The sequence below is a fragment of the Streptomyces sp. NPDC001156 genome, assembly GCF_053598275.1.
The window spans coordinates 33980-59349 of sequence record NZ_JBSFJX010000032.1; the positions used below are offsets into that span (position 1 = coordinate 33980).

Genomic DNA, 25370 nt, shown 5'->3' on the forward strand with positions numbered 1-25370 from the left:
TCACACTCCCAGGTCGACGTAGAGGTGGTCGAGGCCCACGTACGAGAGGTTGGGGCCCCACACCGCTGCCTCGGGTGCGAGCCGGGCGGCCGGGAAGCGTGCGGCGAAGCGGCGCAGCAGCACGGCCGCCTCCAGCCGGGCGAGCGGTGCGCCGACGCAGTAGTGCGGCCCGAACCCGAAGACCAGATGCTGCTCGGACGCGGCGCCCTCGGCGGTGCCTGCCGCTTCGCCGGTGACCGGGCAGGCCGCGGCCGGTGCGCCGCCGTCGGCGAGCAGGCCCCCTCCGGTGAGGCTGACGAGGACGAGGTCCCCCTCCTTCATGTGCTCTCCGGCGAGCTCCTGGTCGTGGGCGACGACGCGGCCCAAGTGCCGCAGCGGCGGGCGGCGTTGCAGCACCCGCTCCACGAACGCCTCTGCGGCGCCGGGCCGCTGCTCGCGCACGGCGTCCCATACCTGCGGCTCGCCCAGGACGTCCAGGACTGCTGACGCGAGCAGCGACGACGTGGTCTCCAGGCCCCCGAAGAGGTTCATCGCCCAGGTCGCCGTCGTGCGTGCCCGGTCCTCGGGGGTCTCCTGCGGGAAGGCCTTCGGGGCGGTGGCCCGGGACAGGGCCTCGGTCATCTCCACCATCGTGCGGTGGGCCGCCGCGGCGTAGTCCCGGCGGTACATCGCACCGATGAACAGCGAGAGGGTGCGCGCCCAGCGGTGCAGTACCTCGGGCGGCTCGGCGACTCCGACGACGTGCGCCATCACCTTGCCGGAGAGCCCGTCGGCGACGGCCGGCACGACGTCGTGCGGCACGGCCCCGGCCAGCGCGTCGAGGCATTCGTCGGTGAACTCCTCGACGCGGGGCGCGAGAGAGCGTACGTACGAGGCCGACATCACCCGCTGAACCGGGCGGCGCAGCGCCGTGTGCTCGGGGGCGTCGGCCTGCACGAACCACAACCGCAGGAACTCGGTGAGCTCGTGGTACTCCTCGCGCGCGGCGCCGGTCATGTACAGCTGGAAGGAGCGCTCGAAGGTCCCGGATGTGAAGCCGGGGTGGTTGAGGACCTGCCGGGCGAGCCGCGGATGCGCGACGACCCAGCATTCGAGGCCCTCGTCCCACGCGAGCGGGGGTGTACCGTTCACGCGCCGCCGGCCTCCTTCTCGACGAGCGCCCGCAGGCCGGCCGGGGTCGGGGAGAGCAGGAAGTCGCGCAGCCGCACGCTCACACCGAGGCGCTCCTTCACCTTGCGCATGAGGCGCACCGCGCCGAGGGAGTTGCCGCCCACCATGAAGAAATCGGTGTCGGCGTCGATCACGGCCCCCGGCTCGGCTTCCTCGGTGAGCTCGGCGAACAGCTCGATGATGCGGGTGGTCGTGGCCGCGCCCTCGGCCTCCGCGGCCCGGGTCGCCTGCCCTGCGGGTACGGCGCGGGCGGCGAGGGCACGCCGGTCGACCTTGCCGTTGGCGGTGACCGGGATGCGGTCCACGATCGTCCACAGGGTGGGGACCATGTAGGCGGGCAGCCTCTGCTGGAGCAGGGCACGCAGGTCCGTGGCGGCGAGGGCGGCGCCCGCGGCCGGAACCACCGCGGCGACCAGCCGTTTGTCGGCGCTGTCCCCGTCGGTGACCTGTACGACGGCGTCCTGGACGGCGGGGTGCTCGGTCAGCACATCGCTGATGGCGCTGAGTTCGACCCGGTAGCCGCGCAGTTTGACCTGGTCGTCGGCGCGCCCGAGGAAGCGGAGCCTGCCGCGGGAGTCGATGCGCACGATGTCGCCGGTGCGGTAGAGCCGCTCGGGCACGTCGGGCGAGAACTCCCCGAAGGAGCGCGCCGTCTCGTCCGCGTCCCCGAGGTATCCGTCGGCGAGGCCCGCTCCCGCCGCGTACAGCTCACCGATCGCGCCGGGCGGCAGCAGCCTGCGCCGCCCGTCCAGGACGTAGACCCGAGTGCCGGGCACGGGCCGGCCGATGGGCAGCGGGCCGTCGACCTCGTCGGGCAAGGAGACCGAGTGCGTGGTGGTGAAGGTGGTGTTCTCGGTGGGGCCGTAGCCGTTGGTGACGACGATGCCGGGGTGGCGGGCCAGCACCCGAGCGGTGTGTTCGTGCGGCACCACGTCGCCGCCGGTCAGCAACTGCCTCAGGCCGCCGAGCGAGTCGGGAGCGAACTCCTCCACGAGCCGGAACAGGCCCGCGGTGAGCCAGGCCACGGTGATCTCGCGCTCGCGCAGGAAGGCGCCCAGTTCGGTGGGCGAGGCGAGCCCCGCCGGATGCACCTCCAGGGTCGTCCCGGTGAGCAGGGCGCCCCACAGTTCGAGGGTCGAGGCGTCGAACGCCAGGGGGGACAGGCGCAGCATCCGCTCGCCCGGCCCCAGGCGCACGAACCCCGCCTCATGCACAAGACGGATCACAGCGCGGTGCGGCACGGCGACGCCCTTGGGCTCGCCGGTGGAACCGGAGGTGAAGGCGACGTAGGCGAGCCGGGCGGGGTCCTCGGGCGCGAGCTCCTCATCGTCGGCGTCCGCCGGCCGCCAGCTGGGCTCCCACACCGCGACCGGCTCGGTGCCCAGCGCGCGGAAACGGCGCGCGGCGTCCCCGGCGACCGGTCCGACGAGCGCGGCCGACGGCCGGGCGCGGGCCACGATCCTCGCCAGATGGGCGTCCGTCGCGCTCTGCTCCACGCCCACATAAGCGGCGCCCGACCACAGCACTCCCAGGACGGCGGCGGCCTCGGCGACCGAACGCTCGACACCGACCAGCACCCGGTCGCCGGGACGGACCCCGGCGGCGCGCAGCAGCCGCGCCTGTTCGCGTGCGGCACCTATCAGTTCGGCGTACGTGAGCCGGGCGGACCCGTCGCGTACGGCGATGGCGTCCGGGGTGCGGGCGGCGGCCGCGCGGAACAGCGCGTCGAGGGAGGTGTCGGGGAACTCCCGACGGGTGTCGTTGAGTTCGGCGAGCCGGGCGTGGGCGTCGGCGGACATGCAGCGCACGTCCTCCAGGCGCTCGGCGGCACCGGTGGCCAGCTCCCCGGCGCCGGCCACGAAGTCGGCGACGAAGGCCCGGGTCTCGGCCTCGGTCCAGACACCGGTGGCGTATTCGACGTGGCCCGCGTAGGCCGGGTCGGAGTGCCCGATGAGCATGGTCAGGTCGAACTGCGAGCCGCCGCCGTGGCCCTCCTCGACCCGCAGCCGTGCGGTACCCGCGTCGAGGGACTGCGGCACCAGCTGGTCGTGCATGCCGAAGCAGACTTGGACCAGCGGGTGGCAGCCGAGGCTGCGCTCGACGCCGAGCCGGGAGACGAGTTCCTCGAAGGGCAGGTCGCCCGCGTCGATGCTCTGTACGAGCGAGGAGTGCACGGAGAGCAGGTAGTCGGCGGGGCTCAGCTCGTCGTCGATGTCGACGCGGACCGGGACGAGATTGCCCGCCACGGCGATCAGCCGCTCCAGATCGCTGCTCCCGCGCCCGAGCAGCGGCACACCGACGAGCAGGCTGCGGGCCCCGGTACGGCGGCCGACGGCCAGGGCGAAGGCGCCGAGCAGGAAGGCGTACGGGGTGATGCCGAGCGCGCGGGCCCGCTCGGCGACGGCGGCGGTCACGGCGGGCCCGATGTCCAGTGCGGTGCGCTCGCCCTCGGCGTCCTGGACGGCGGGGCGCTGCCGGTCCGCGGGCAGTTCCAGAGCCGTGGGCACGCCGCCGAGGTGGCCCTTCCAGAACGCGGCCTGGGCGTCCCACACGCCACGTGCCCGCAGGACTTCCTGACGCTCGCTCAGCACCCGCACCGGGACGGCCGGTCCGGCCTCCGGCTCGAGGCCGGTTCCGGTGCCGGTGCCGGTGAGCGCGGCGTGCCGTGCGAACAGCTCACGTAACAGCAGCCCGACCGCCCAGCCGTCGAGCACCATGTGGTGCGCGGACAGGACGACGGCGTCGCGGCCCGCCGGGTGCGAGAAGTACAGCAGCCGCCAGGCGGGCGCGGCCGACAGGTCGAAGGGACGGCGCCCCTGTTCGGCGCCCTCACGGCGGACGAACGCGTCGAAGTCCTCGACGGCCCCCTCGTGCACGATCTCCGTCAGCTGCGGCGCGTGGGAGGGCAGTACCTCCCGTACGACGTCGTCCTCGCCGTCGCCCGGGCTCTCCCGGAAGACGGTGCGCAGCCCCTCGTGGCGGGCGGCGGTCTCGGCGAGCGCCTTGGCGAGGGCGCCGCGGTCGATGCGACCGCCGTCCTCGGCGTGGCAGGTGAAGACGAGGTTGTACGGGGATCCACCGGCCACCCGTTCGATGAGCCACATACCGCGCTGGGCCGGCGAGAGGGCCGTGTCCCCGTGGGGGCCCACCTCGGCGGTGACCTCGGTTGTCTCCTCGGCCCGCGCCCCGGCGAGGACCTCGGCGAGCGGCCGGCCGCCGAGCAGCTCCTTCACGGCGATGCGCAGGCCGAGCCGCTCCTGGGCCTGGGCGGCCAGACGCATGGCCCGCAGCGAGTCGCCGCCGAGGGAGAGGAACGTCTCCGTGGCGAAGCTCGCCGGGTCCGCCCCGCCGAGGACGGCGGCGGCCAGCGCTTCGCGGGTCGGCGCCATCAGACGGCCTCGGCGGGGCTCGCGAGGAGATCGGCCTGGCCGCCGACGGTGGCGGAGCGGAACAGGTCGATGGTGCGCAGGGTCCGCCCGGAGGTCTGGCTGAGGCGCTCCACCAGGACCACGAGAAGCAGCGAGTCGCCGCCGGCCTCGAAGAAGCTGACGTCGTCGTCGATGTCGTCGGCGGCGTCGATGCCGAGGATCTCGCGCCAGATGGACCGTACGAGTTCGAGCCGCTCCTCGGGGTCGTCCAGGTTGATCGTCTCGACGGGCTGTTCGAGCACGGGTTCCTCCGGTGAGGTGGCAAGGTCCGCGGCGCTGTGCCGCAGATCTGTCAGGAAGGCGGACACGGCGGAGTGATCGGTGACGTCCGTCGGGTGGTCGAGGGACAGCTCCAGTTGCCGGCCGTCGACGTCGTCGGCGATCCGGACGAACACCGCGAGGTCGTACTTGACGTAGAGGGGGTCGAGCGGGCGCAGCCGGCCGGTGACGCCGGGGGCGAGCACGGGAGTGTGCGGGGCGTCGTCGAGATTGAGCAGGACCGGGGTCAGGGGTGGCCAGAGCCGGGTCCGGTCGGGGTTGAGTTCGGCGGCGAGCGCGTCGAGCGGCACATCGGCGTCCATGAACGCCTCCATGCTCGCGCCCCGGGCGCCGCGCAGCAGTTCCCGCCAGCTGGTGTCCGGCTCCAGGGAGATACGCAGCACCACGGTGGTGATGAACATGCCGATGACGTCGGCGGCGTCGGGATGGTCGCGGCCCGGCCAGGCGAAGGCGATCAGGAAGTCCCGCTGTCCGCTGCCGCGGGCCAGCGTGCCGGCGAGCAGGGCGACGCCGAGCATGAAGGTCGTGCACCCCTCCTCGGAGGCGACCGCCAGGGCCTTCGCGGTGCGCTCGGCATCCAGGCGGGTGGTGACGGTGGCGCCGAGCCGGGCGGCCTCCAGGTCGTCTCCGGCGCCGCGATCGAAGGGAAGGCGTACGTCGACGGGTGCGCCGCGCAGCCGCTCGACGACCTCGGTGACCTGGGCGGCCACCTCGTCGGGCGAGCGGTCGGCGACGACCGAGGCGGGGTGCGGGGGATCGCTCAGCTGCGGCCGGGTGCCGGCGAGCCGGGCCCGGTAGACGGCGAAGATCTCCTCCAGGAGCATCGTGCGCGACAGGCCGTCGACCACGATGTGGTGCGAGACGAGGACCAGCAGGGTGCGCCGGGCGTCGAGCCGGACGACCACGGCCCGCACGGGCGCGTCGGCACCCAGGTCGAACGGGGTGCTGCACAGCTGCCGCACGAACGCGTCGACCTCCGGGGCGCCGAGTCCCTCGGCCTCGGCGTCGCGCAGCACCGCCTCGCCCGGTTCACCGTGGGTGCTGTACTCGACGCGGCGGAGCCTGGCGTTGAACCGGAAGCGGGCCCGGAGCGACGGATGCCGGGCGATGGTCAGCCGGGCGGCCTCGACGAGTTGCCCGTGGTCCACCTCACCGGTGAACTCGACGACGGATGGGACGAGTTGGGTGGGTCTCTGCAGTTCGTCGCGATCGAGGACCCACAGACCCTGCTGCATCCGAGTGGCCGGGTACCAAAGAGACTCTTCCGGCACGTGTAACGACGAATCGGACAACAAGTGAGATTCCCCCGAAACTCATACAGCAATGGAACCGCTTACTGGAAGCGCGAATACAGTCGACGACACACGGAACACAACGACCCCCGCGCGGCATGTTTTCGCCGCAAGGCGCAGAAGGGGGTGTGAATCTAAGCAGGGCAGCACCGACGTCCAATGGCTGAATGACCCTAGGCAGCGCCCGATGAACATGTCAAGGGCGGTCGGACTCGGCGGAATTCAACGCTCCCGGACCTGCCGATCAACCGTTATGCATTGCTTTTCGGCCACCTGGCTCAAAGCAATTCCGACACGCGGAACATGTCCAATTCATTGCACGCTCGCGTGACCCGAGAGTACATGGTCAAATCATTGAGCTTTAATCGACACCGATCGTGTACGTTGTCTCGCGGCGTCCCCGCCCCCGCCGGCTTCCACCGCACCAGGAGGAGGGGCTCCGCGCCCGGACGAAAGGACAGCCGCCTTGAAAGTCCATGACGCCGCCATAACCAACGCCGCGATTTCCGGATGCCCCGTGCACCCTGGTGCGACGGCCGATCTCGTCGACCCCTGGCTGTACAGCGGCGGCGACGCACACGCCGTATGGCGCCGGATGCGCGCGCAGGAGACCCTCACGCGCCAGGAGGTGGACGAAGAGCGCGGCTTCTGGAACATCGTGGGGTTCGACGACGCCGAACGTGTCCTGCGCGACACCGAGACCTTCACCTCGGAGCGCGGCACCATGCTCGACCTCCTCGGCACGGACGACCCGGCCGGCGGCAAGCAGCTCGCAGTCACCGACCCGCCGCGCCACACCGAGATGCAGACGCGCCTGAAGAAAGCACTTGCGGTCAAGGCCGTCGAGCGGCAGAAGGACATGATCAGGCCGCTGGTCGTCGACCTGATCGCACCGCTCGGCGACGGCGGCACCTTCGACTTCGCCGAGGCGATGCTGGCGATGCCGATGTCCGTGACCGGCACCATGATGGGGCTGCCGAAGGCGGACTGGCCCTGGCTGAGCCGTCTGACGACCATCTGCATCGCCGCGGACGACCCGGAGTACCAGGACCCCGGCGGCAAGGCGGCCACCCTGGCGCGGGCCCACCGGGACCTGTTCGCGTACTTCCAGGACCTGATGCGCTTCCGCCGCCACAGCCTCGGCGACGACCTGCTGAGCGTGCTGATCTCCACCGAGTTCGAGGGCCGCCACATGGACCCCGGTGAGATCGTGGCCAACTGCTACAGCCTGCTGCTCGGCGCGAACGTCACCACCCCGCACTCCCCCAACTACGTGATGGCGGAGTTCATCGACAAGGGCGTGCTCCAGGACTGGGCCGCGCACCCGGACGTCACCACCTCGGCCACCGAGGAGGCGCTGCGCTGGGCCTCGCCCGTCAACCACTTCCTGCGCTACGCCACCCGCGACGTGGAGGTCAGGAACACCAAGGTCGGCGCGGGCGACGCGGTGGTCGTCTGGCTCGGTTCGGCCAACCGCGACGAGGCCGTGTTCCCCGACGCGCAGACCTTCGACATCCGCCGCAAGCCCAACAAGCACGTGGCCTTCGGCATCGGCCCGCACTACTGCATCGGGCACAGTGTGGCCCGTGTCACCTTACGCATCCTCTTCGAGGAACTGCTCACCCGCTTCGAGGACTTCCAGCCGGCCGGCAAGCCGGAACGCCTCGCCTCGAACTTCGTCTCCGGCTGGAAGCACGTGCCCATCACCGCCCGGCCGCGCCGCGGCGCCGGCAAGGCCGGGTGACGCGACGATGGCCGTGACCGCGCCGTCCACCCCGTGGCTGCGCCGCTTCCACACCTCCGAACCCGGCGCGATGCGGCTGTTCTGCTTCCCGCACGCCGGTGGCAACGCCTCGTTCTTCCACCCGTTCTCGGCGCGGCTCGCACCGCGGGCCGAGGTGCTGGTCGTGCAGTATCCGGGACGCCAGGAGCGGTTCGACGAGCCCTGCATCGAGGACCTGCACGTCCTGGCCGACACCGTGGCCGCGGAGCTCACCGCGTGGGCCCACGAGCCGTTCGCCCTGTTCGGGCACAGCATGGGAGCCACGCTGGCGTTCGAGGTGGGCAGCCGGCTGCACGCCGCCGGGACCCGTCCGAGCGCCCTGTTCGTGTCCGGGCGGCGCGCCCCCTCGGTGCCCGCGCCAGGCTCGGTGCACCGGGCGAGCGACGACGAGCTGATCGCCGACATGAAGCTCCTGGGCGGCACGGACACGCGGATGCTGGACAACCCCGAGCTGCTCGCGGCGATCCTGCCTGCGATACGCAGCGACTACGTCGCCACGGAGACGTACCGCTACCGGGGGGCGCCCCGGCTCGACTGCCCCGTCACCGCGTTCATCGGGGACGCCGATCCCCGCGTGGACGCCCCCATGGGCCGGGCCTGGGCCGCGCACACGACGGAAGAGTTCCAGCTGCGTGTATTCGGCGGGGGTCACTTCTTTCTCGTACCGCATCTCGCTTCCGTCGTGGAGAGTGTCGCAACGGTTCTCGACACGACAGGCGACCCTCAAGCATTCACCCGGAGTTAATGATTCCGGCCTCCGCCATGAACGTCCGAAGCCCTGAAGAGGATTCTCCATGAAATACCGCGTCATCGGCAGCGACCCGGCAACCCGCCGCGAGGTGAGCGTCCTGAGCCTCGGCTCGATGCTCTTCGGGACGGTGACCGACGAAGCGACGTCTTTGGCCATTCTCGATCGTTTCGTCGAGGCGGGCGGAACCTTCATCGACACGTCAAACAACTATGCGTTCTGGGTCAACGGAACGCAGGGCGGGGAAAGCGAGGAACTGCTCGGCCGCTGGATCCGCAGCCGGGGCATCGGCGACGAGATCACCATCGCCACCAAACTCGGCGCCCGCCCGAACGCACCGGCGACCGGTTTCAGCCTCGACATCGAGGGACTTTCGGCCAAAACCATTCGGGAATCCGCCGAGCGCAGCCGGGAGCGCCTCGGTATCGAGCGCATCCACCTCCTGTACGCGCACATCATGGACGAGAAGACCCCCCTCGAGGAGACCGTCACCGGCTTCGCCGAGGTCGTGGCCGACGGCGTCGCGGGCCTGCTCGGCGCGAGCAACCACTGGGCCTGGCGGGTGGAAGCCGCCCGCAGCATCGCCAAGGCCGCCGGGCTGCCCGGCTACGAGGTCCTCCAGCACCACCACAGCTACCTGCGCCAGCGCACCGACATCCCGAGCCTGCGCTCGCCCGACGGCAACCAGGGCCTGGTCAGCGCGGACCTGCTCAGCTACGTACGGGCCAACCCGTCCCTCACCCAGGTCGCCTACTCCCCGCTGCTGTCCGGGGCGTATGTGCGCGACGACAAGCCGCTGGGCCCGGGCTTCGAGCACGCGGCCACGCCCGCCCGCCTCCAGGCCGTGCGCGAGGTGGCCGACGAGACCGGTGCGAGCGTGAACCAGGTCGTCCTGTCCTGGCTGATGGGCGGCGACATCCCGATCCTGCCGCTGGTCGGTGCGTCCTCGGTCGAGCAGCTCGACGACAGCCTGGCCGCCGTCGACCTCACGCTGACCCCGGAGCAGCGCGCCAAGCTCGACGGCGTGAACTGAGCGCCGTCCGCCGGCGGGCACCCCGGACGCGGGGTGCCCGCCGGCGTCGCGTCCTGCGTGCCGGGAAGCCCGGCTCCGGGCACGGGAGGGGAGGGCCGCCACTCATGGCACGTTCCACCCCGATTGACGGCCGCCGTCAACCGATGCCCGCGTTGTCGGTGGTCCGGTGCACCATGTGGTCATGAGCGTGGACATCGACATCACCGGGCTGCGGCCGGAGAGGGTCTCCGTCGTGCCCTCGCCCCTGGCCGAGCTCAGCATGGCGCTGCACGCGCTGTCCGAGCCGGGACACCACCCGGGCCTGCAGGGCTGGGTGACAAGCGTCACCGCCGGCCTCGACCCCCACCTGGCGGACCGGATGTGCGACGCCGACTTCCTGTGGCGGTCGACGTTCTCGGACCTCTTCCTGCCCTACGCGGGCGTCCCTGGCGGCGCGACGCTGCCCGGCGCGACGCTCGCCGAGGACCTCGACATTCTGGACAAGCTCAGCGACGAGCAGTTCGTGGACGCGGCCCTGGAGTTCACCTGCGCCGTCTGCTACAGCACGCGCGGGCCGAGCGCGCTCTCGGACACCGAGGTGCGCCGGCGCGCCCTGGAGCTGGCCGCCGCGCGCGGGCCCCGGCAGCTGCGGTTCAGCGAGCGGCTGCTGGCCGACCCGCCGCGGATCCGGGCCTGGCTGCGGCAGTTCCTGGAGGACTGCGACGCCGCGTTCTTCGCGGACACCTGGTCCCGGCTGCGCCACCAGCTCGCGGCGGACGCCCGCCACAAGACGGACCTCCTGCGGCGCAAGGGCCTTGCCGAGGCCCTCGCATCGGTGTCGCCCGCGGTGACGCTCGACGAGGAGGCGGCCCGGATCACCGTCGACAAACTCGGTGACGGCCGCACCGCCACGGTGGGCGGAGGACTGCTGCTCGTCCCCACCAGCCTGGGCCGGCCGCATCTGATGGTGCTGCACCGGTACGGCTGGCAGCCGGTGCTGCACTACCCGGTGAGCTCTCCGGAACCGGCGGCTCCGCCGTCGCTGGAGCAGCTGACGCTGCGGATGGCGGCCCTGTCCCACCCGGTGCGGATGCGTATGTGCCGCAGCCTGGCCCGCAGCGCGTTCACCACCGGGGAGCTGGCCCAGGTCCACGGGATGACGGCACCGGAGATATCCCGGCATCTGAGCGTCCTGAAGAAGGCGGGCCTGCTCGCCACCCGGCGCCGCGGCCGGTACGTCCTGCACCAGCTGGACGTGACGGCGGTGGCCCGGCTGGGCAGCGACTTCCTCGAGGGCATCCTCCGTTGAAGTGCTCTCCTCTCTTCGGCAAGCCTCAGGAAGGGGATTCCCACCTACCTTGCGGTGGCGGGCTTGACGCGTTTCCGCGCCTGACGACTGCTCCTTCCGGCAGCCGGGATGAGCGCAAGGCCCATCCGGTACAGGTGCAGGATGTTGCGGGCTGCGTTCCAGTCGGCGTTGCCCGACCAGCCGCAGTCGGTGTTCTTGCACACGAACACGGCTTGGGACTCCCGGCTGCCCGGCGTGGTGAAACCACAGACCGAGCAGCGCAGGGAGGTGCCGGGGGCGGGGACTTTGTGCAGGGTGCCGCCGTACTTGGCGGCCTTGTACGTCAGCATCGTCACGGTCCGCCCCCATGCCTCCTGGCTGATGGAACGGTTCAGACCGGCCTTCTGCGCGACGTTCCTGCCGGGCTCCTCGATGGTGCCCCGGGCGCTCTTGGTCATGTTCGGGATGTCCAGTTGTTCCACCACGATCACGCCGTAGGAGCGGGCGAGGTAGGTGGTGGTCTGGTGCTGCCAGTCTTGGGCTCGGCGCTTGGCTTTCGCTCGGAGCTTGCTGATCTGGTCGTATACCGCCCTCAGCCGGTTCGATGACCGCTGGCCGGGCTTGCGGTGCCGCTTGAGACGGGCGGCCTGCCTCTCCAGGCCAAGCAGCTTGGCCTTCTCGTCGGTGTTCAGCCACTTGTCGCGGTCGGAGGTTTTGTCCGGGAGTCGGGCGGGTCGCCCGTGGTCCTGGTGGTTGCCGTCCGAGAGGGCGAGGGGGATGTTCACCCCGCAGTCGATACCGGCTTCCGGACCCTGGTGAGGCTCGGCCTTCGGCTCCATGGTGGTGATGCGGAAGGCGATGTGCCAGCCCAAAGCGTCCTTCACGAGCCGGGCGCCGGTGTTCCGGTTGTCGGCGTCCGCCTTCTTCCCAACGGGCAGGTCACGAGTCCAGCGGAACCGGACGCGCCCGACTTTGGGGATGTTGACCATGCCCCAGCGGCGGTGCACCCGCGTGATCTGAAGATCCCGGCCCTGGGGTACATCCACACTCATCGCCGACCGGAAGCGGGCCTTGAAGTTCGGCTCTTCGGCCCGGCCTTCCCAGCAGTTCTTCCACGCCTGGACGTACGTCTTCAACACGGCCTGTGCCGCCTGGGCGGGGAGCACGGCAAGGAAGTTGATCTCCTTGCGGGCCTGCCGTATCGCCGCATCAGCGCCGGCCAGCGACCGCTTCTCCTTCGGCAGCATCGTCCACCAGGCGTGCAGACAGTTCCACATGGTGCGGGCCGCGTGGGCCTGGTCGTCGATGAGCCGTACCTCGGCCAGACTCAGCGCCAGCCGGGCGCGATGCCCGAACTGCCTCTTGTCCAGGCCGAGTTCCGAGATCACGCGATCACCATATCATTTGGTACATGTCACCTCGCGAGGAGATCATGCGAGACGTGTGCACGGACTTCGAAGCCGAGCTGAAGCAGTTCAACGGCGAACACGACCACGTCCACCTGCTTGTGCACTACCCACCCAAGGTCCAGCTTTCCAAGCTGGTCAACTCCCTCAAGGGCGTCTCCGCCCGCCTGCTCAGGAAGGAGTACAGCGCGCACGTGCGCCGGTACCTGTGGGGCGGGCACTTCTGGTCCGGTTCCTACTTCGCCGGATCATGCGGCGGGGCACCACTGACCGTCGTACGCCAGTACATCGAGAACCAGCAGCGCCCCGCGGGCTGACCGAAACAGTGCGGACCCGTGCGCACGTGCGGGTCAGAGCAGTTTTGAGATGCGCCTCACCTCCCCCGTAAACGGGGAGCACTGCGCAAGATCAGAGGTAGACGTGGCACCAGTGGGATCCACCGGTCCCTGGCCGTCCACGGATCCGTGGCCGCCCACCGGCCGATCGGACTCCCGTGGGCGATGGGCCCTCCCGGCTCCCGGCTCCCGGCTCCCGGCTCCCGGCTCCCGGCTCCCGGCCACGATCGGCCCCTCGTCCGCGACGGGCTCCCGTCCGCGACCGGACCTCGCCGGCACACGGCTCCTGGACGCAAACGCCTCCCGTCCCTCGGCGCACCGGCCCGGTAGCCGGCCTCCGGTCAGTCGAACCGGATGTGCTTCAGCCCCACCTTCGCCTGGCGCAACCGGGTCCGTAGGGCGCCGCCCGTGTTGGGTGTGAGGGTCAGTCCGGCGAGCACCGCGATCCGGTCCGCCGTCTTGGGCACCGTGGAGTGGTCCGTCCACAGGTGTTCGGCGAACTCGGGCTCCCGCAGCCGCTCGAGGCAGTGGTCGAGCTGCTGGACGGCCCAGCTCTCCCTGCGCAGTGGGGCGTCCTTGCCGCCGACGTACTGCATGAGGTGGCCGAGACCGCGCTCCCGCAGCCTGCGCAGTACGGTCTCGCGGTCGGCGAGCAGCGCGAAGTGCCGTACGTCATGGCCCAGTTCACGCAGCCGACCGATCGTCTGCGCGAAGTAGTCCGGATCCGTGACGGTCATGGGGACGATGACGTCGCCGTCGTGCTTGCTCAGCGCCAGGTCGAGGACCTCGACCACGCCCTGCCGCCAGGACGCCAGGTCCTGGAAGTCCCCGCGCAGATCGGGCGGCAGCATGCGGCGCAGCCCGAAGCCGGCATGTTCCGGATCGCAGATGACGCTGCCGGGCAGGCGACGCTGTATCTCGTGTGCGGTCTGTGTCTTGCCGCCCCCGAAGGGGCCGTTGATCCACAGGAGCATGCGCCGACCCTAGTGGGTGCCCTTCACCTCCGGGGAACGCGGTGGCTCAACCGTGTCCGCCCGCCCGTACGAGACCGGTCTCGTAGGCGAGGACGACCACCTGTACGCGGTCCCGGAGGCCCAGCTTCGTCAGGATGCGGCCGACGTGGGTCTTCACGGTCGCCTCGGAGAGCACCAGCCGCGCCGCGATCTCACCGTTGGACAGCCCCTGGGCGACCAGCACCATGACCTCGCGCTCGCGGTCGGTGAGCCGTTCGAGCTCCTTGTGCCGTGGTTCCGTCGTGCCGCCCGGCAGCATGGGCGCGAACCGGTCCAGGAGCCGGCGGGTGGTGGAGGGCGCGACCACGGCGTCGCCGCTGTGCACGGAGCGGATGGCGGCGAGCAGTTCACCGGGCGGCACGTCCTTGAGCATGAAGCCGGAGGCGCCCGCCTTCAGCCCGGAGAACGCGTACTCGTCGAGGTCGAAGGTGGTCAGGATCAGCACCTTCGGCGGGTTGGGCTCCGAGCAGATGCGGCGGGTGGTCTCCACCCCGTCGAGCTTCGGCATACGGACGTCCATGAGGACCACGTCCACCTCGGTGGAGCGCAGCACCTGAAGGGCCTCGACGCCGTCGCCCGCCTCCGCGACGACCTCCATGTCCGGCTGGGCGGCGAGCACCATCCGGAACCCGGTGCGCAGCAGCACCTGGTCGTCGACGAGCATCACGCGGATCGGCATGGGGGGTCCTCCGGTCGGCCTTCGGTCGGTGGGCTGGATCGTGTGGCGGGCGGCTGGCGGTCTGGCGCGCACGTGTCAGTGAGCCGGTTTCAGCGGCAACAGGGCGCTGATGCGGAAGCCTCCTCCGGGGCGGGGGCCCGCGTCCAGGGTGCCGCCGACCATGCCGACACGCTCGCGCATGCCGATCAGTCCATGGCCCTGGCCGTCGATGCCGCCCTCCTCGTACAGCTCGTGCGGGGCGCCCTTGCCATCGTCCTCGACGAGCAGGCCGAGGCCGTCGTCGAAGTACACCAGGCGCACGCTCGCACCCGTGTTGGGACCCCCGTGCTTGCGCGTGTTGGTGAGCGCCTCCTGGACGATGCGGTACGCGGTGAGCTCCACGCCGCTGGGCAGCGGGCGCGGGGTCCCCTCCACCTTGAAGTCGACGGGCAGCCCCGCGCTGCGGCACTGCTCGACGAGCTCGTCGATCTGCCCGACGTCGGGCTGGGGAACGTACTCGCCGGCTTCCTTGTGCTCGCCGGTCCGCAGCACGCCGAGCAGGCGGCGCATCTCCGCGAGAGCCTGGCGGCCCGTTCCCGAGATCGTCTCCAGAGCCTTCTTCGCCTGCTCGGGGGCGGTGTCGAGGACGTAGGCGGCGCCGTCCGCCTGGACCACCATCACCGAGACGTTGTGGGCGACCACGTCGTGCAGCTCGCGGGCGATCCGCGCGCGCTCGGCGGCGACGGCCACCTTGGCCTGCGCCTCGCGCTCCTTCTCCAGCCGGGCGGCGCGCTCCTCCAGCTGGGCGAGATAGGCGCGGCGGGTGCGCACCGAGTCGCCGAGCACCCAGGCGAGCGCGAACGGCACGCTCTGGAAGACGGCGATCGCCACATTGCTCAGGGGACTGGAGTGGTGCTGCGCCCAGCGTGCCTGTGCCAGCGGCCCGGCGAGCAGACCGCCGATCAGCCCGACGCGCGAGGCCCAGCCGGCGCCGTCCGCGGCGACCGTGTAGATGATCACGAGCATGGCGAAGTCGGCGACCATCGACTCCTGGTCCAGGGCCAGCTGGGCCACCCCCATGGCCGCCGCCACGATGAGCATCTTCTCGGGCATCCGGCGGCGGAGCGCGACGACCACGCACAGGACAGCCGAGATCGCGAGCCCCACCGGGAGCGACCCGTGGTAGTTCCGCGCCCCGTCGAGGTTCGTCAGGCTCACGCAGGAAAGCCCGAACAGGACCACGGCCCAGAAGCCGTCGACCCACGTGGGGTGTCTGCGGAGGAAGTCATAGAGGCCCTGCACGTAACCCAGCGTAGGGAAGCCCAGCGTGTGCGGGGTCAACCGGAGGGCCGATCCGGGGCGGACACGCGTACTCCGCAAGGTGGATGTCTTGTGACTCCGGTCGCTTAGGAGCGGCTTTGGGCGCCGGGCGCGCGGGGTGCGCTCCGGTGGCGTGCCGCACGCTCGGGGCGCGCGGCACGCCTCCGGGCTCCCGGCTCGTGCCCGGACCGCACGCTCCCCGCGCATGGCCCGTCCGCACCCCGCCTAGCCTGAACGCGTGGCAGACAGAGGCGACGGCGAGTGGCGCGGATGGCGGGCGGCGGCCGAGGAGGCGCTGTACGGGGCGGACGGGTTCTACCGGCGGCCCGAGGGACCCGCGGGGCACTTCCGTACGTCCGTGCACGCCTCGCCGCTCTTCGCCGCCGCCGTGGCCCGGCTGCTGTGCCGGGTCGACGAGGCGCTGGGACGGCCCGAGGAGCTCGCCTTCGTGGACATGGCGGCCGGCAGGGGCGAGCTGGTCACCGGCGTCCTCGACGCGCTGCCCCGGGAGGTCGCGGACCGCACTCGCGCGTGTGCCGTAGAGATCGCCGAGCGCCCCGAGGGCCTCGATTCCCGCATCGAATGGCTCGGCGAGCCCCCGGCGCGGATCGAGGGGCTGCTGTTCGCGAACGAGTGGCTGGACAACGTGCCGGTCCAGGTCGCGGAGGCCGGCGCCGACGGCGCGCCCCGGCTGGTCCTGGTACGTCAGGACGGCAGCGAGCGCCTCGGGGAGCCGGTCGCGGGCGCGGAGGCGCAGTGGCTCGAGCGCTGGTGGCCGCTGTCCGCCGAAGGGTGCCGCGCCGAGATCGGCCTCCCCAGGGACACCGCCTGGGCCGAGGCCGTCGCCACCCTGAGCCGGGGACTCGCCGTCGCCGTCGACTACGCGCACCGCACGGACGCCCGGCCGCCCTTCGGGACGCTCACCGGATTCCGCGCCGGCCGGGAGTGCGCGCCCGTACCCGATGGATCCTGCGACATCACCGCGCATGTGGCACTGGACGCGTGCGCGCTGCCGGGCGCACGCCTCATGACCCAGCGCGCCGCCCTGCGCGCTCTCGGTGTCAGCGGCGCACGTCCCCCGCTGGCCCTCGCGTCCACCCACCCGGCGGCCTATGTGCACGCCCTCGCACAGGCCGGAACCGCCGCGGAACTGATCGCGCCCGGAGGCCTCGGCGACTTCGGCTGGCTGCTCCAGCCGGTCAGCGTCCCGGCGGCCCGTCTCGGGGAGCTATTTGTCGATGTCCCCGACCACGAAGAACATTGAGCCGAGGATGGCCACCATGTCGGCGACCAGTGTCCCCGGCAGCAGCTCGGTCAGCACCTGGATGTTGTTGTACGAGGCGGAGCGCAGCTTGAGCCGGTACGGGGTCTTGTCGCCCTTGCTGACCAGGTAGTAGCCGTTGATGCCGAGCGGGTTCTCGGTCCAGGCGTAGGTGTGGCCCTCGGGCGCCTTGAGTACCTTCGGCAGACGCTGGTTGACCGGCCCGGGCGGCAGGTCCGCCAGCCGGTCCAGGCAGGCGTCGGCCAGGTCGAGCGCGTTGTGCGTCTGCTCCAGGAGGCACTCGAAGCGGGCCAGGCAGTCCCCCTCCTGGCGGGTGACGACCTTCAGCGTGTCCTGGAGCTCCGGATAGGCCAGGTACGGCTCGTCGCGGCGCAGGTCGAAGTCCACGCCGGAGGCTCGTGCGATCGGACCGCTCACGCCGTACGCGTGCACGGCCCGAGGCGACAGTGCACCCACGCCCCGGGTGCGCCCCCGGAAGATCTCGTTGCCGAGCACCAGGTCGTCGAACCGGTCCATGCGGGAGCGCACCGCCGAGACGGTGGCACGCGCGCGTGCCGTCCAGCCCGCGGGCAGGTCCTCCTTGAGGCCGCCCACGCGGTTGAACATGTAGTGCATGCGCCCGCCGGAGATCTCCTCCATGACGCCCTGGAGTTCCTCGCGCTCCTGGAAGGCGTAGAACACCGGTGTGATGCCGCCCAGCTCCAGCGGGTACGACCCGAGGAACATCAGGTGGTTCAGGACCCGGTTCAGCTCCGCGAGGAGCGTGCGCATCCACACCGCGCGCTCGGGGACCTCCATCCCGAGCATCCGCTCGACGGCGAGGACCACGCCCAGCTCGTTCGAGAAGGCGGAGAGCCAGTCGTGACGGTTGGCGAGCACGATGATCTGGCGGTAGTCACGCGCCTCGAACAGCTTCTCCGCACCGCGGTGCATATAGCCGACGACCGGCTCCGCGCGCAGGATGCGCTCGCCGTCCAGCACGAGCTTCAGCCGCAGCACCCCGTGTGTGGACGGGTGCTGGGGCCCGATGTTGAGCACCATGTCGGTGCTCTCCGCGGCACCGCCGATCCCGACCATGGTCTCCGTCGTAGGAGTCATGGACACAGTCTCTCCTACGTACGCTTGCGGCATGGAAACGGGGACTGCGGGGAGGGGCGGCGAGCCCGTCTGGACGGGGCTGCCGCCGGGACTGCTGCGGATGCGGCGACTGCTGCTGGTGGTGTGGCTGGGACTGCTGACACTGGCCGTGGGGCTGCTCCTCGGTCTGCTCGCCGGGCCCCTCTGGGCGCTGTTCGCACTCGTGCCGCTCGCGGCGCTGTGCTGGGGCTGGGTGCTGCTGGGCCGCAACTGGCGCTCCTGGCGATACGCCGAGCGGGCCGACGACCTGTTGATCAGCCGGGGCGTGCTGTGGCGCGAGCAGACCGTGGTGCCGTACGGCCGCATGCAGCTGGTCGAGGTCATCTCCGGGCCGGTGGAGCGCCACTTCGGGCTGGCGAGCGTGCAGCTGCACACGGCCGCCGCCGCGACCGACGCCAGCATCCCGGGTCTCGACCCGGCGGAGGCGGAACGGCTGCGGGACCGGCTGACCGAGCTGGGCGAGGCCCGATCGGCCGGGCTGTGAGCGGGACCGCGGCCGGCCCCGCCATACCCGGCGGCCGGGAGGTCGCCGAGCGGCGGCTGCACCCGGTGACCCCGCTGCGGCGCGCCTGGGCGCCGGTCACCGTGGTCGCCGGCTGGGCCGCGCACGATCCCGGCCAGACCCGTCAGCAGCTGACGAGGCTGACCGGGACCACCGTCTTCATAGGCCTCGCGACACTCGTCCTGGCCGCCGCCCTGTACGGCTTCCTGAGCTGGTGGTTCACCCACTTCGCGGTGACCGACACCGAACTGCGCATCCGCACGGGCCTGTTGTTCCGCCGCACGGCCCATATCCGGCTGGAGCGGCTGCAGGCCGTCGACGTCACCCAGCCGCTGCTGGGCCGCATCGCGGGCGTCGCCAAGCTCAAGCTCGACGTCATCGGTACGGACAAGAAGGACGAACTGGCATATCTCAGTCAGGGTGAGGCGCGTGCGCTGCGGGCCGAACTCCTCGCCCGCGCTGCCGGTTTCGCACCTGAGACGGCGCACGAGGTCGGCGAGGCGCCGTCCCGGGTGCTGGTGCACGTGCCACCGCGCGTACTGGCCGTCTCCCTGTTGCTCTCCGGTGCGACCTGGGGATCGCTGTTCGCCGCGCTCGTCGTGCCTCCGGTGCTGTGGTTCGTCACCCACAGCCTGTGGACGGTGTTCGCCGTCGGGCTGCCGCTGCTCGGCACGGCGGCCACCCGGAGCGCGGGACGGTTCGCCCAGGCCTACGACTGGACGGTGAGCGAATCGCCGGACGGGCTCCGTATCGACCACGGTCTGCTCGACCGCGCCCATGAGACCGTGCCACCGGGACGGGTGCAGACCGTACGCATCGTGGAGCCGCTGCTGTGGCGGCGGCGTGGCTGGGTCGAGGTCAGGCTGGACGTGGCGGGCTCCTCCAACTCGGTGCTCGTGCCGGTGGCCCCGCGCCCGATCGCGGAGGCGGTGATCGCCCAAGTGCTGCCCGGGGTGACCGTGCCCGCGTCGCTGTCCCGGCCGCCGCGCCGGGCGCGCTGGTGCGTCCCGCTGTGGTGGCGGGGCCACGGGCTCGCCGTCACCGACACGGTCTTCGCCGCCCGGCACGGACTGCTGCGCCGGCACCTTGCCCTCGTACCGCATGCCAAGGTGCAGAGCGTGCGGCTCACCCAGGGGCCGTGGGAACGGTTCAGGAGCGTCGCCGACGTCCATGTGGACACCGGCGCCGGCCAGACGGTCACGGCCCGTCTGCGGGACGCTGGGGAGGCCGCGGCGCTGCTGTCCGCGCAGGCCGACCGGTCGCGCACGGGGCGCCGTGGCGCCCGGCCGGACCGGTGGATGGCCTCGTAGGCGAGGGCTCGCACGACGAGGGGCGGCGGCACATGGAGTGCCGCCGCCCCTGGCGTGTGTGAGGCCGGTGTCAGGAAGCCGCGGTGCGCAGCCCCTGGACGTCGATCTGCTCCGTCTCGTCGTGCGCCGTCAGATCGATGACCTGGCCCATGCCGCGGGCCTGCGGGTCCATGGCCTTGAAGCCGGACTCGGACTCCGCCTTGTGCATCGCGAGCGCCTCCTGGCCGACCACGTCCGCCAGGTCCTCGTTCTGCACGGACTCCAGCGACTCCCGCGACTTCTGCGTGCCGAAGAAGTCGAATCCGCCCTCGACGGTCGGGCGCCGCCGCGGGGCTGCCGGTACGACGGCCACGGCGGTCGGCACCGTGAAGTGGCCGGAGGCGTGCGGGGGCCTGGTGACGGAAGGCTGGGGCTGCTGCGCGGTCGGGGCGGCGGCGTGCTCCGGGCCGGCGACCGCCGTGGGCTTCCCCTCGGCCTCGACCGCCTCCGCGGAACCGCCCTCCTTGGCGGCGGACTCGGGGGCTTCGGGCGCGGCATTCGGCTTCCTGCCGCCTCCGTTGCCGGGCCCGCCCTCCGGGGGAGAGGCCTTGGCGGTCGCCTTGCGGCCGGCACTCCGCGGGGCGGACTTCGGCGTCCGGCCGGGCTGCCCGTCGCCGGTGACGGCAGCCGGCTCGGCCGCTTCGCCGTCCTGCGCGGCGCCGTCCGCCTGTGCCTCGTCGTCGCCCGCCGGGTCGGTGCCGGCAGCCTGCGTCCCGTCCTCTTCGGCGTCGGACTCGGCGTCGTCCGACTCGGAAGCGCCGGACTCCTCCTGCGCCTCGGCGTTGTCCTTGATCAGACGCACCAGCGCCGAGTCGGCCCGCATGAAGAGCGAGGAGCCCTCCGGCGAGAACACCCGGGCGGTCGACGGCTCGGCGTCCTCGGCCGACGGTTCGGCGTCCTCCGCGGCGGCGGCGTCCCCGGCACTCGCGGCGACCAGGTCCTCGGCGTCGTCGGGCGTCTCCTGCTCGGCAGGGGGCTTCGGCTCCGCCGCAGGCAGCGCCTTCGCGGGGCCCGTCGTCTCGATGGCCAGCAGCCGGCGGCCCTCCAGGGCGCTGGCGCGCTCCGTCTCCGCGGTGGCGTACCGGCGCAGCAGTGCGGCGTGCTCGTTGCGCAGATTGGCCAGTTCCGTGCGCTTGGCCCGCAGCTTCTGCTCCAGCTTGGTGCGCAGCTCACGCGATTCGTCGAGGTCGGTCTCCAGTTCGGCGACCCGCTCCTCATGGCGCCACTCGTCGCTCGCCCGCGCGCGCGTGAGGTCGGCGACGCGTTTGCCCGCGGCCAGATCCCAGCGGCGCATGACGACCGAGCCCACGGCCGTCGTCGCCGCAGCACCCGCGGCCAGCCCACGAAGCACCAGCGGCTCCGTGAACAGCCAGGGCCCGACGGCGCAGACGACCGAGACACCGGCGATCACCGAAGGAGGCAGCAGCCTGTGCAAGGGCGGAGAATGGCGGTGACGTCCACGTGGCATGGCCAGAAACTTACCGCGCGTAGGCGAATGATGGTGGCCCGCGTGGTAAAAACACGGCCACTGCGAACTCTTCACACCGTCCCACGGCCTCCGGAAAGGCATCGCGGCCCCCGAATCCGGCAGAAAGCCAATCCCGCGCATCCCCTTCGGGCACGGTACGGCCGACGACCGGCACCGCCCGCCCTGGCGGCCCTGCCGGGCCCCCTTCGGAACTGCGATCGTGCCCTCCGAATACGGGGAAGCGCCCCTGATACGGGGAAGCGGCCCTGCAAGATCGTTTCTTGCCGGACGCTTATCACGATCTCCGTCCCGGCTTCCACCACCGGGTAAAGGAACTCGACGGCTCCCGCCCGGAAAAGCGCCCGCCCCGGGCGACACCGAAGGGCACCGCTCCCCGGCGGTACCGGTCCCCTTCGGATTGCCGCTTGCCGCGAAATCCGGGCGGCGCGCCGGCCATTCAGCTGCTACCGGTCGCTGAGCCGCCCGCTCAGCCACTGCAGCGCCGCCGGGATCTCCCGCCGCCAGGTGTTGAAGTTGTGGCCGCCGCTGTCGAGGATGATCGACGAGATCCGGGTCGGCTTCCTGGCCTGCACCAGCTGTATGAACCTGACCGTGGACCTGTAGTCCTTCTCTCCGGCCTTGCTGCTGGTGACGAGCAGTGAGGTGTCGGGGGCCGGCAGGTGCTTGAGGCACCAGAACAGGTCGGCGCGGTTGCGCAGGTCGTCGTTGCCGTGGAAGAGGTCGCCCGTGGTCGGGTCGATCGGGGCCTTGTAGTACGGCGACAGCCCCGCCCCGGCGGCGTACGCGTCCGGGTGGTGCATCGCGAGCTTCAGCGCGCAGTAGCCGCCCGTGGAGTCGCCGATGACGCCCCAACTGCCGGGCTGCCTGCCCACCCTGTAGTGGGCAGCGACCGCGTCGGGGAGGTCCTTGGCGAAGAAGGTCTCGGTCTGCGGTCCCCCCGGGACGTCCACGCACTCCGTGTCCCTGGGCGGCGCCACCGTCGGCCGCATCATCACCAGGATCATCGGCTGCATCCTGCCGTTCTTGGCCAGCTCGTGCGCCGTCTGCGGGTAGTGCAGCCCCTTGATGAGCGCCTCCGCCGTACCCGGGTAACCGGTGAGCACCACCGCGGCGGGAAAGGTCCGGGCGCGGTACTGCGCCTGGAAGTACTCGGGCGGCAGGTACACGAAGGCGGGCGAGGCGATACGGGTCGTACGGCCCACGATGTCCACCTGCTGGACCTCACCGCCGTCCTGCGTCCGCGCCCCGCCCGGCACGGCCACCTGCCGTGTGTCGACCACCCGGAGAGGACCGCCGCTCGCCCCCGACGCGCCATGGTCGACCACCACACCCTGCTCGTTCTCCTGCCCGAACAGATCCGCCCAGCCCGCGTAGAACCCGAAGGCCTGATTGGCGCCCAGCCCGACCGATGCGAAGACCATCAACTGCGTGGCGAACAGCAGACCCACCCGTCCGGTGACGGCCCGCCAGTTCCGGTGCGCCAGCCGCGGCCAGTACCAGACCGTGCCGGCGAACAGCAGCACGGCGAGTACGACCGCCAGCACCAGCACTTTGTTGCTCGTGAGACCCATGAGCTTTCCCTGCCCGCGCTTTCCGTCCGCTCGGGTTTCGCTGCGCCTTCACGCGGGCTTGCCCGGGACTTTCCTTCGGCTTTGAACCGGCTTTGTGATGGGGAGTGAACCTCTCTCCCCAAGACACCGTCCTAGAGGGCGCAATGTCGCCGGATGCCCCGATCGGCACCGGGCTCAAGGTCTCTCGCAGAACTACGGGATGCGATGTCTGTCAGGATAGATGGGGAAAAGTCGGGTGAGGTTCCGAAGCGGTCCCTGGTGCGGCGCATAGTGCGCGGCCCTCGCCCGGAAGCCGTTCCCGCGCTGATCGCCAGGGCCTGCGCACTCGTGGGAGTCCTGGACGTCGCCGCAGGCGTCTTCCCGCGCTTCCGGCACAGCCGCATGCACCGCATGGCCGAGGTCCTGCCGGGCTCGCTCGGCCCCTTCGCCGCTGCCCTGTCGCTGAGCGCCGGAGTCCTCCTGCTGCTCCTCGCGCACGGACTGCGGCGCCGCAAACGCCGCGCCTGGCGTGCGGCCGTGGGGCTCCTTCCGGCGGGTGCCGTGGCCGAGTACGTCTACCGCCATTCGGTCATCGGCGTGGTCATCTCGCTGATGCTGCTGCTGCCGCTGGTGCGCCACCGGGACGAGTTCGCGGCGCTGCCCGACCCGCGCAGCCGCTGGCGGGCGCTCGCCAACTTCGTCCTCATGGGCGCCGGTTCCCTGAGCCTCGGCCTGATCATCGTCAGCGCCCACCCGCACCGCATGGTGGGCAACCCCAGCCTGGCGGACCGCATCGAGCACGTCCTGTACGGCATGTTCGGCTTCGAGGGCCCGGTCGACTACACCGGCAACACCTCCTGGACGGTGGGCTTCTCGCTCGGCGCGCTGGGACTGCTGACCGCGGTCACCACGATCTACCTGGCCTTCCGTCCCGAGCATCCGGCCGCCCGGCTCACCGAGGAGGACGAGGTACAGCTGCGCGCCCTGCTCGAGAAGCACGGCGGACGCGACTCGCTCGGCCACTTCGCACTCCGCCGCGACAAGGCGGTCGTCTTCTCGCCGAGCGGCAAGGCGGCGGTGACCTACCGGGTCGTGTCGGGCGTGATGCTGGCCAGCGGCGACCCGATCGGCGACGTGGAGGCCTGGCCCGGCGCCATCGAGCGCTTCATGGACGAGGCCAAGGCCCACTCCTGGACCCCGGCCGTCATGGGCTGCTCGGAGACGGGCGGCGAGGTGTGGACCCGCGAGACCGGTCTTGACGCCCTCGAACTGGGTGACGAGGCGGTGGTGGACGTCGCGGATTTCTCCCTCTCCGGGCGCGCGATGCGCAACGTGCGCCAGATGGTGAAGCGCATCGAGCGCGCCGGTTACGAAACCCGGGTACGGCGCATCCGTGACCTCGGCGAGGGTGAACTGGAGCGCATACGGCGGGCCGCCGAGGACTGGCGCGGCACGGACACCGAGCGCGGGTTCTCGATGGCGCTCGGCCGCATCGGCGACCCGTCCGACGGCGACTGCCTGATCGCCACGGCCCACAAGGCTGACGCGGAGGCGGGCCCGTACGGTGATCTGAGGGCCGTCCTGCACTTCGTCCCGTGGGGCACGGACGGGGTCTCCCTGGACCTGATGCGCCGCGACCGCTCGGCGGACCCAGGCATGAACGAACTGCTGATCGTGGCCGCGCTCCACGCCGCTCCCAAGCTGGGCATCGCCCGTGTCTCCCTCAACTTCGCGATGTTCCGCTCGGCACTGGCCCGCGGCGAGAAGATCGGCGCGGGTCCGGTGCTGCGGGCGTGGCGGGGGCTGCTGGTCTTCCTCTCCCGCTGGTTCCAGATCGAGTCCCTGTACAAGTTCAACGCCAAGTTCCAGCCGCGCTGGGAGCCGCGCTTCGTGGTGTACGCCTCCTCCAGCGACCTGCCGCGCATCGGCCTCGCGGCCATGCAGGCGGAGGGCTTCGTGAACCTGGCCCTGCCCCGCCTGCTGCGCCGTACGGCCCCGGCTCCCCGCCCCTGCGCCCACCACGTCGCCGAACACGGAGTCGGCGCCGCAAGCCGCGCCTGACGGAACCGCACCGACCGGGCACCGCAATCGGAGGCGGCCCGAACCGGGCAGAGGTGCCGCCAGCGCCTGACGGAACCTGCCCACCGACCGGCCCCGTCCGAGTCCGGTCGGTCCGGTCTCCAAGCCCGACCAGCCCGCGCCAAAGCCTCAACCCCCAGGCCGGAGTCCCCCGCTCGGGCCGCGACCTCTCGATCCCGGCCCGCCCGCGAGGCCCTCCGTCCGACGGACCCGCCCGTGCTCTTCCGCCGGTCCGCGAGGCCGTGACCGG

18 protein-coding genes and 1 pseudogene are annotated in these 25370 nt (G+C 71.6%); 9 read left to right on the forward strand and 10 right to left on the reverse strand.

What is annotated here, in order from left to right:
* Genes ACWDA7_RS18060 through ACWDA7_RS18070 form a run of 3 tightly spaced genes read right to left on the reverse strand, consistent with a single transcriptional unit; the run spans position 1 to position 6148 of the window.
* A complete protein-coding gene (locus ACWDA7_RS18060; protein ID WP_450605259.1) occupies positions 1–1131 on the reverse strand; it encodes a cytochrome P450 in 1131 nt (376 codons plus the stop codon).
* Positions 1128–4559, reverse strand: a complete 3432-nt coding sequence (locus ACWDA7_RS18065) for a non-ribosomal peptide synthetase (RefSeq protein WP_450605260.1) — start codon at positions 4557–4559, stop codon at positions 1128–1130. The genes ACWDA7_RS18060 and ACWDA7_RS18065 overlap by 4 nt, the downstream gene beginning before the upstream one ends.
* Entirely contained in the window at positions 4559–6148 is a 1590-nt protein-coding gene (locus ACWDA7_RS18070) for a condensation domain-containing protein (RefSeq protein WP_450605261.1), read from the reverse strand. Before ACWDA7_RS18070 ends, ACWDA7_RS18065 begins: the two co-directional genes overlap by 1 nt.
* 487 nt (positions 6149–6635) lie before the next feature.
* Here ACWDA7_RS18070 and ACWDA7_RS18075 point away from each other — a divergent pair, with 487 nt between their 5' ends.
* The 4 genes from ACWDA7_RS18075 to ACWDA7_RS18090 all read left to right on the forward strand — a co-directional run bounded on the left by ACWDA7_RS18075 (position 6636) and on the right by ACWDA7_RS18090 (position 11021).
* Complete coding sequence (locus tag ACWDA7_RS18075) at positions 6636–7913, forward strand: cytochrome P450 (RefSeq protein WP_450605262.1); 1278 nt, start codon at positions 6636–6638, stop codon at positions 7911–7913.
* Between the two features lie 7 nt (positions 7914–7920).
* A complete protein-coding gene (locus ACWDA7_RS18080; protein ID WP_450605263.1) occupies positions 7921–8697 on the forward strand; it encodes a thioesterase II family protein in 777 nt (258 codons plus the stop codon).
* Between the two features lie 49 nt (positions 8698–8746).
* A complete protein-coding gene (locus tag ACWDA7_RS18085; RefSeq protein WP_450605264.1) occupies positions 8747–9733 on the forward strand; it encodes an aldo/keto reductase in 987 nt (328 codons plus the stop codon).
* A gap of 181 nt (positions 9734–9914) precedes the next feature.
* Entirely contained in the window at positions 9915–11021 is a 1107-nt protein-coding gene (locus ACWDA7_RS18090) for a DUF5937 family protein (RefSeq protein ID WP_450605265.1), read from the forward strand.
* Between the two features lie 44 nt (positions 11022–11065).
* Here the strand turns inward: ACWDA7_RS18090 and ACWDA7_RS18095 are convergent, their stop codons facing one another.
* The gene (locus ACWDA7_RS18095) at positions 11066–12385 is read right to left on the reverse strand and encodes an RNA-guided endonuclease InsQ/TnpB family protein (RefSeq protein WP_450605285.1); all 1320 of its coding nucleotides are present in this window, start codon (positions 12383–12385) and stop codon (positions 11066–11068) included.
* A 44-nt stretch (positions 12386–12429) separates the two neighbouring features.
* On the opposite strand from ACWDA7_RS18095, the pseudogene tnpA reads away from it, so the two are divergent.
* Positions 12430–12723: pseudogene (gene tnpA, locus ACWDA7_RS18100) on the forward strand (IS200/IS605 family transposase); the annotation flags it as partial.
* A gap of 359 nt (positions 12724–13082) precedes the next feature.
* Here tnpA and ACWDA7_RS18105 read toward each other — a convergent pair.
* The 3 genes from ACWDA7_RS18105 to ACWDA7_RS18115 all read right to left on the reverse strand — a co-directional run bounded on the left by ACWDA7_RS18105 (position 13083) and on the right by ACWDA7_RS18115 (position 15714).
* Complete coding sequence (locus ACWDA7_RS18105; protein ID WP_359394756.1) at positions 13083–13715, reverse strand: AAA family ATPase; 633 nt, start codon at positions 13713–13715, stop codon at positions 13083–13085.
* A gap of 46 nt (positions 13716–13761) precedes the next feature.
* On the reverse strand, positions 13762–14433 hold the full coding sequence (locus ACWDA7_RS18110) for a response regulator (protein ID WP_450605266.1): 672 nt from the start codon (positions 14431–14433) through the stop codon (positions 13762–13764).
* A 75-nt stretch (positions 14434–14508) separates the two neighbouring features.
* Positions 14509–15714, reverse strand: coding sequence for a sensor histidine kinase (locus ACWDA7_RS18115; RefSeq protein WP_359394751.1), 1206 nt, complete (start codon positions 15712–15714; stop codon positions 14509–14511).
* A 256-nt stretch (positions 15715–15970) separates the two neighbouring features.
* Here ACWDA7_RS18115 and ACWDA7_RS18120 point away from each other — a divergent pair, with 256 nt between their 5' ends.
* Positions 15971–16996, forward strand: coding sequence for an SAM-dependent methyltransferase (locus ACWDA7_RS18120; protein ID WP_450605267.1), 1026 nt, complete (start codon positions 15971–15973; stop codon positions 16994–16996).
* On the opposite strand, the gene ACWDA7_RS18125 is transcribed toward ACWDA7_RS18120, so the two are convergent.
* Complete coding sequence (locus ACWDA7_RS18125; RefSeq protein ID WP_450605268.1) at positions 16961–18112, reverse strand: NADH-quinone oxidoreductase subunit D; 1152 nt, start codon at positions 18110–18112, stop codon at positions 16961–16963. The two genes, ACWDA7_RS18120 and ACWDA7_RS18125, sit on opposite strands and share 36 nt — an antisense overlap.
* Between ACWDA7_RS18125 and ACWDA7_RS18130 the strand changes: the two genes are divergently transcribed.
* Positions 18111–18635, forward strand: coding sequence for a PH domain-containing protein (locus ACWDA7_RS18130; RefSeq protein WP_450605269.1), 525 nt, complete (start codon positions 18111–18113; stop codon positions 18633–18635). The genes ACWDA7_RS18125 and ACWDA7_RS18130 overlap by 2 nt on opposite strands.
* Positions 18632–19963: a PH domain-containing protein gene (locus ACWDA7_RS18135; RefSeq protein WP_450605270.1), complete on the forward strand. Its 1332-nt coding sequence runs from the start codon at positions 18632–18634 to the stop codon at positions 19961–19963. Before ACWDA7_RS18130 ends, ACWDA7_RS18135 begins: the two co-directional genes overlap by 4 nt.
* Before the next feature lie 70 nt (positions 19964–20033).
* On the opposite strand, the gene ACWDA7_RS18140 is transcribed toward ACWDA7_RS18135, so the two are convergent.
* Complete coding sequence (locus tag ACWDA7_RS18140) at positions 20034–21437, reverse strand: hypothetical protein (RefSeq protein ID WP_450605271.1); 1404 nt, start codon at positions 21435–21437, stop codon at positions 20034–20036.
* Between the two features lie 497 nt (positions 21438–21934).
* Positions 21935–23062, reverse strand: coding sequence for an alpha/beta hydrolase (locus ACWDA7_RS18145; protein ID WP_450605272.1), 1128 nt, complete (start codon positions 23060–23062; stop codon positions 21935–21937).
* A 204-nt stretch (positions 23063–23266) separates the two neighbouring features.
* On the opposite strand from ACWDA7_RS18145, the gene ACWDA7_RS18150 reads away from it, so the two are divergent.
* Positions 23267–25102 (forward strand): phosphatidylglycerol lysyltransferase domain-containing protein, encoded by a 1836-nt coding sequence (locus ACWDA7_RS18150; protein ID WP_450605273.1) that lies wholly within the window; start codon positions 23267–23269, stop codon positions 25100–25102.
* The last annotated feature ends 268 nt before the right edge of the window (positions 25103–25370 follow it).

Excerpts from the sequence above, each read along its gene's own strand:
- ACWDA7_RS18105 (WP_359394756.1), bottom strand. The coding sequence starts at position 13,715 with ATGCTCCTGTGGATCAACGGCCCCTTCGGGGGCGGCAAGACACAGACC.
- ACWDA7_RS18080 (WP_450605263.1), top strand. The coding sequence starts at position 7,921 with ATGGCCGTGACCGCGCCGTCCACCCCGTGGCTGCGCCGCTTCCACACC.
- ACWDA7_RS18110 (WP_450605266.1), bottom strand. The coding sequence starts at position 14,433 with ATGCCGATCCGCGTGATGCTCGTCGACGACCAGGTGCTGCTGCGCACC.
- ACWDA7_RS18145 (WP_450605272.1), bottom strand. The coding sequence starts at position 23,062 with ATGGGTCTCACGAGCAACAAAGTGCTGGTGCTGGCGGTCGTACTCGCC.
- ACWDA7_RS18150 (WP_450605273.1), top strand. The coding sequence starts at position 23,267 with ATGTCTGTCAGGATAGATGGGGAAAAGTCGGGTGAGGTTCCGAAGCGG.
- ACWDA7_RS18085 (WP_450605264.1), top strand. The coding sequence starts at position 8,747 with ATGAAATACCGCGTCATCGGCAGCGACCCGGCAACCCGCCGCGAGGTG.
- ACWDA7_RS18130 (WP_450605269.1), top strand. The coding sequence starts at position 18,111 with ATGGACACAGTCTCTCCTACGTACGCTTGCGGCATGGAAACGGGGACT.
- ACWDA7_RS18090 (WP_450605265.1), top strand. The coding sequence starts at position 9,915 with ATGAGCGTGGACATCGACATCACCGGGCTGCGGCCGGAGAGGGTCTCC.
- ACWDA7_RS18065 (WP_450605260.1), bottom strand. The coding sequence starts at position 4,559 with ATGGCGCCGACCCGCGAAGCGCTGGCCGCCGCCGTCCTCGGCGGGGCG.
- ACWDA7_RS18125 (WP_450605268.1), bottom strand. The coding sequence starts at position 18,112 with ATGACTCCTACGACGGAGACCATGGTCGGGATCGGCGGTGCCGCGGAG.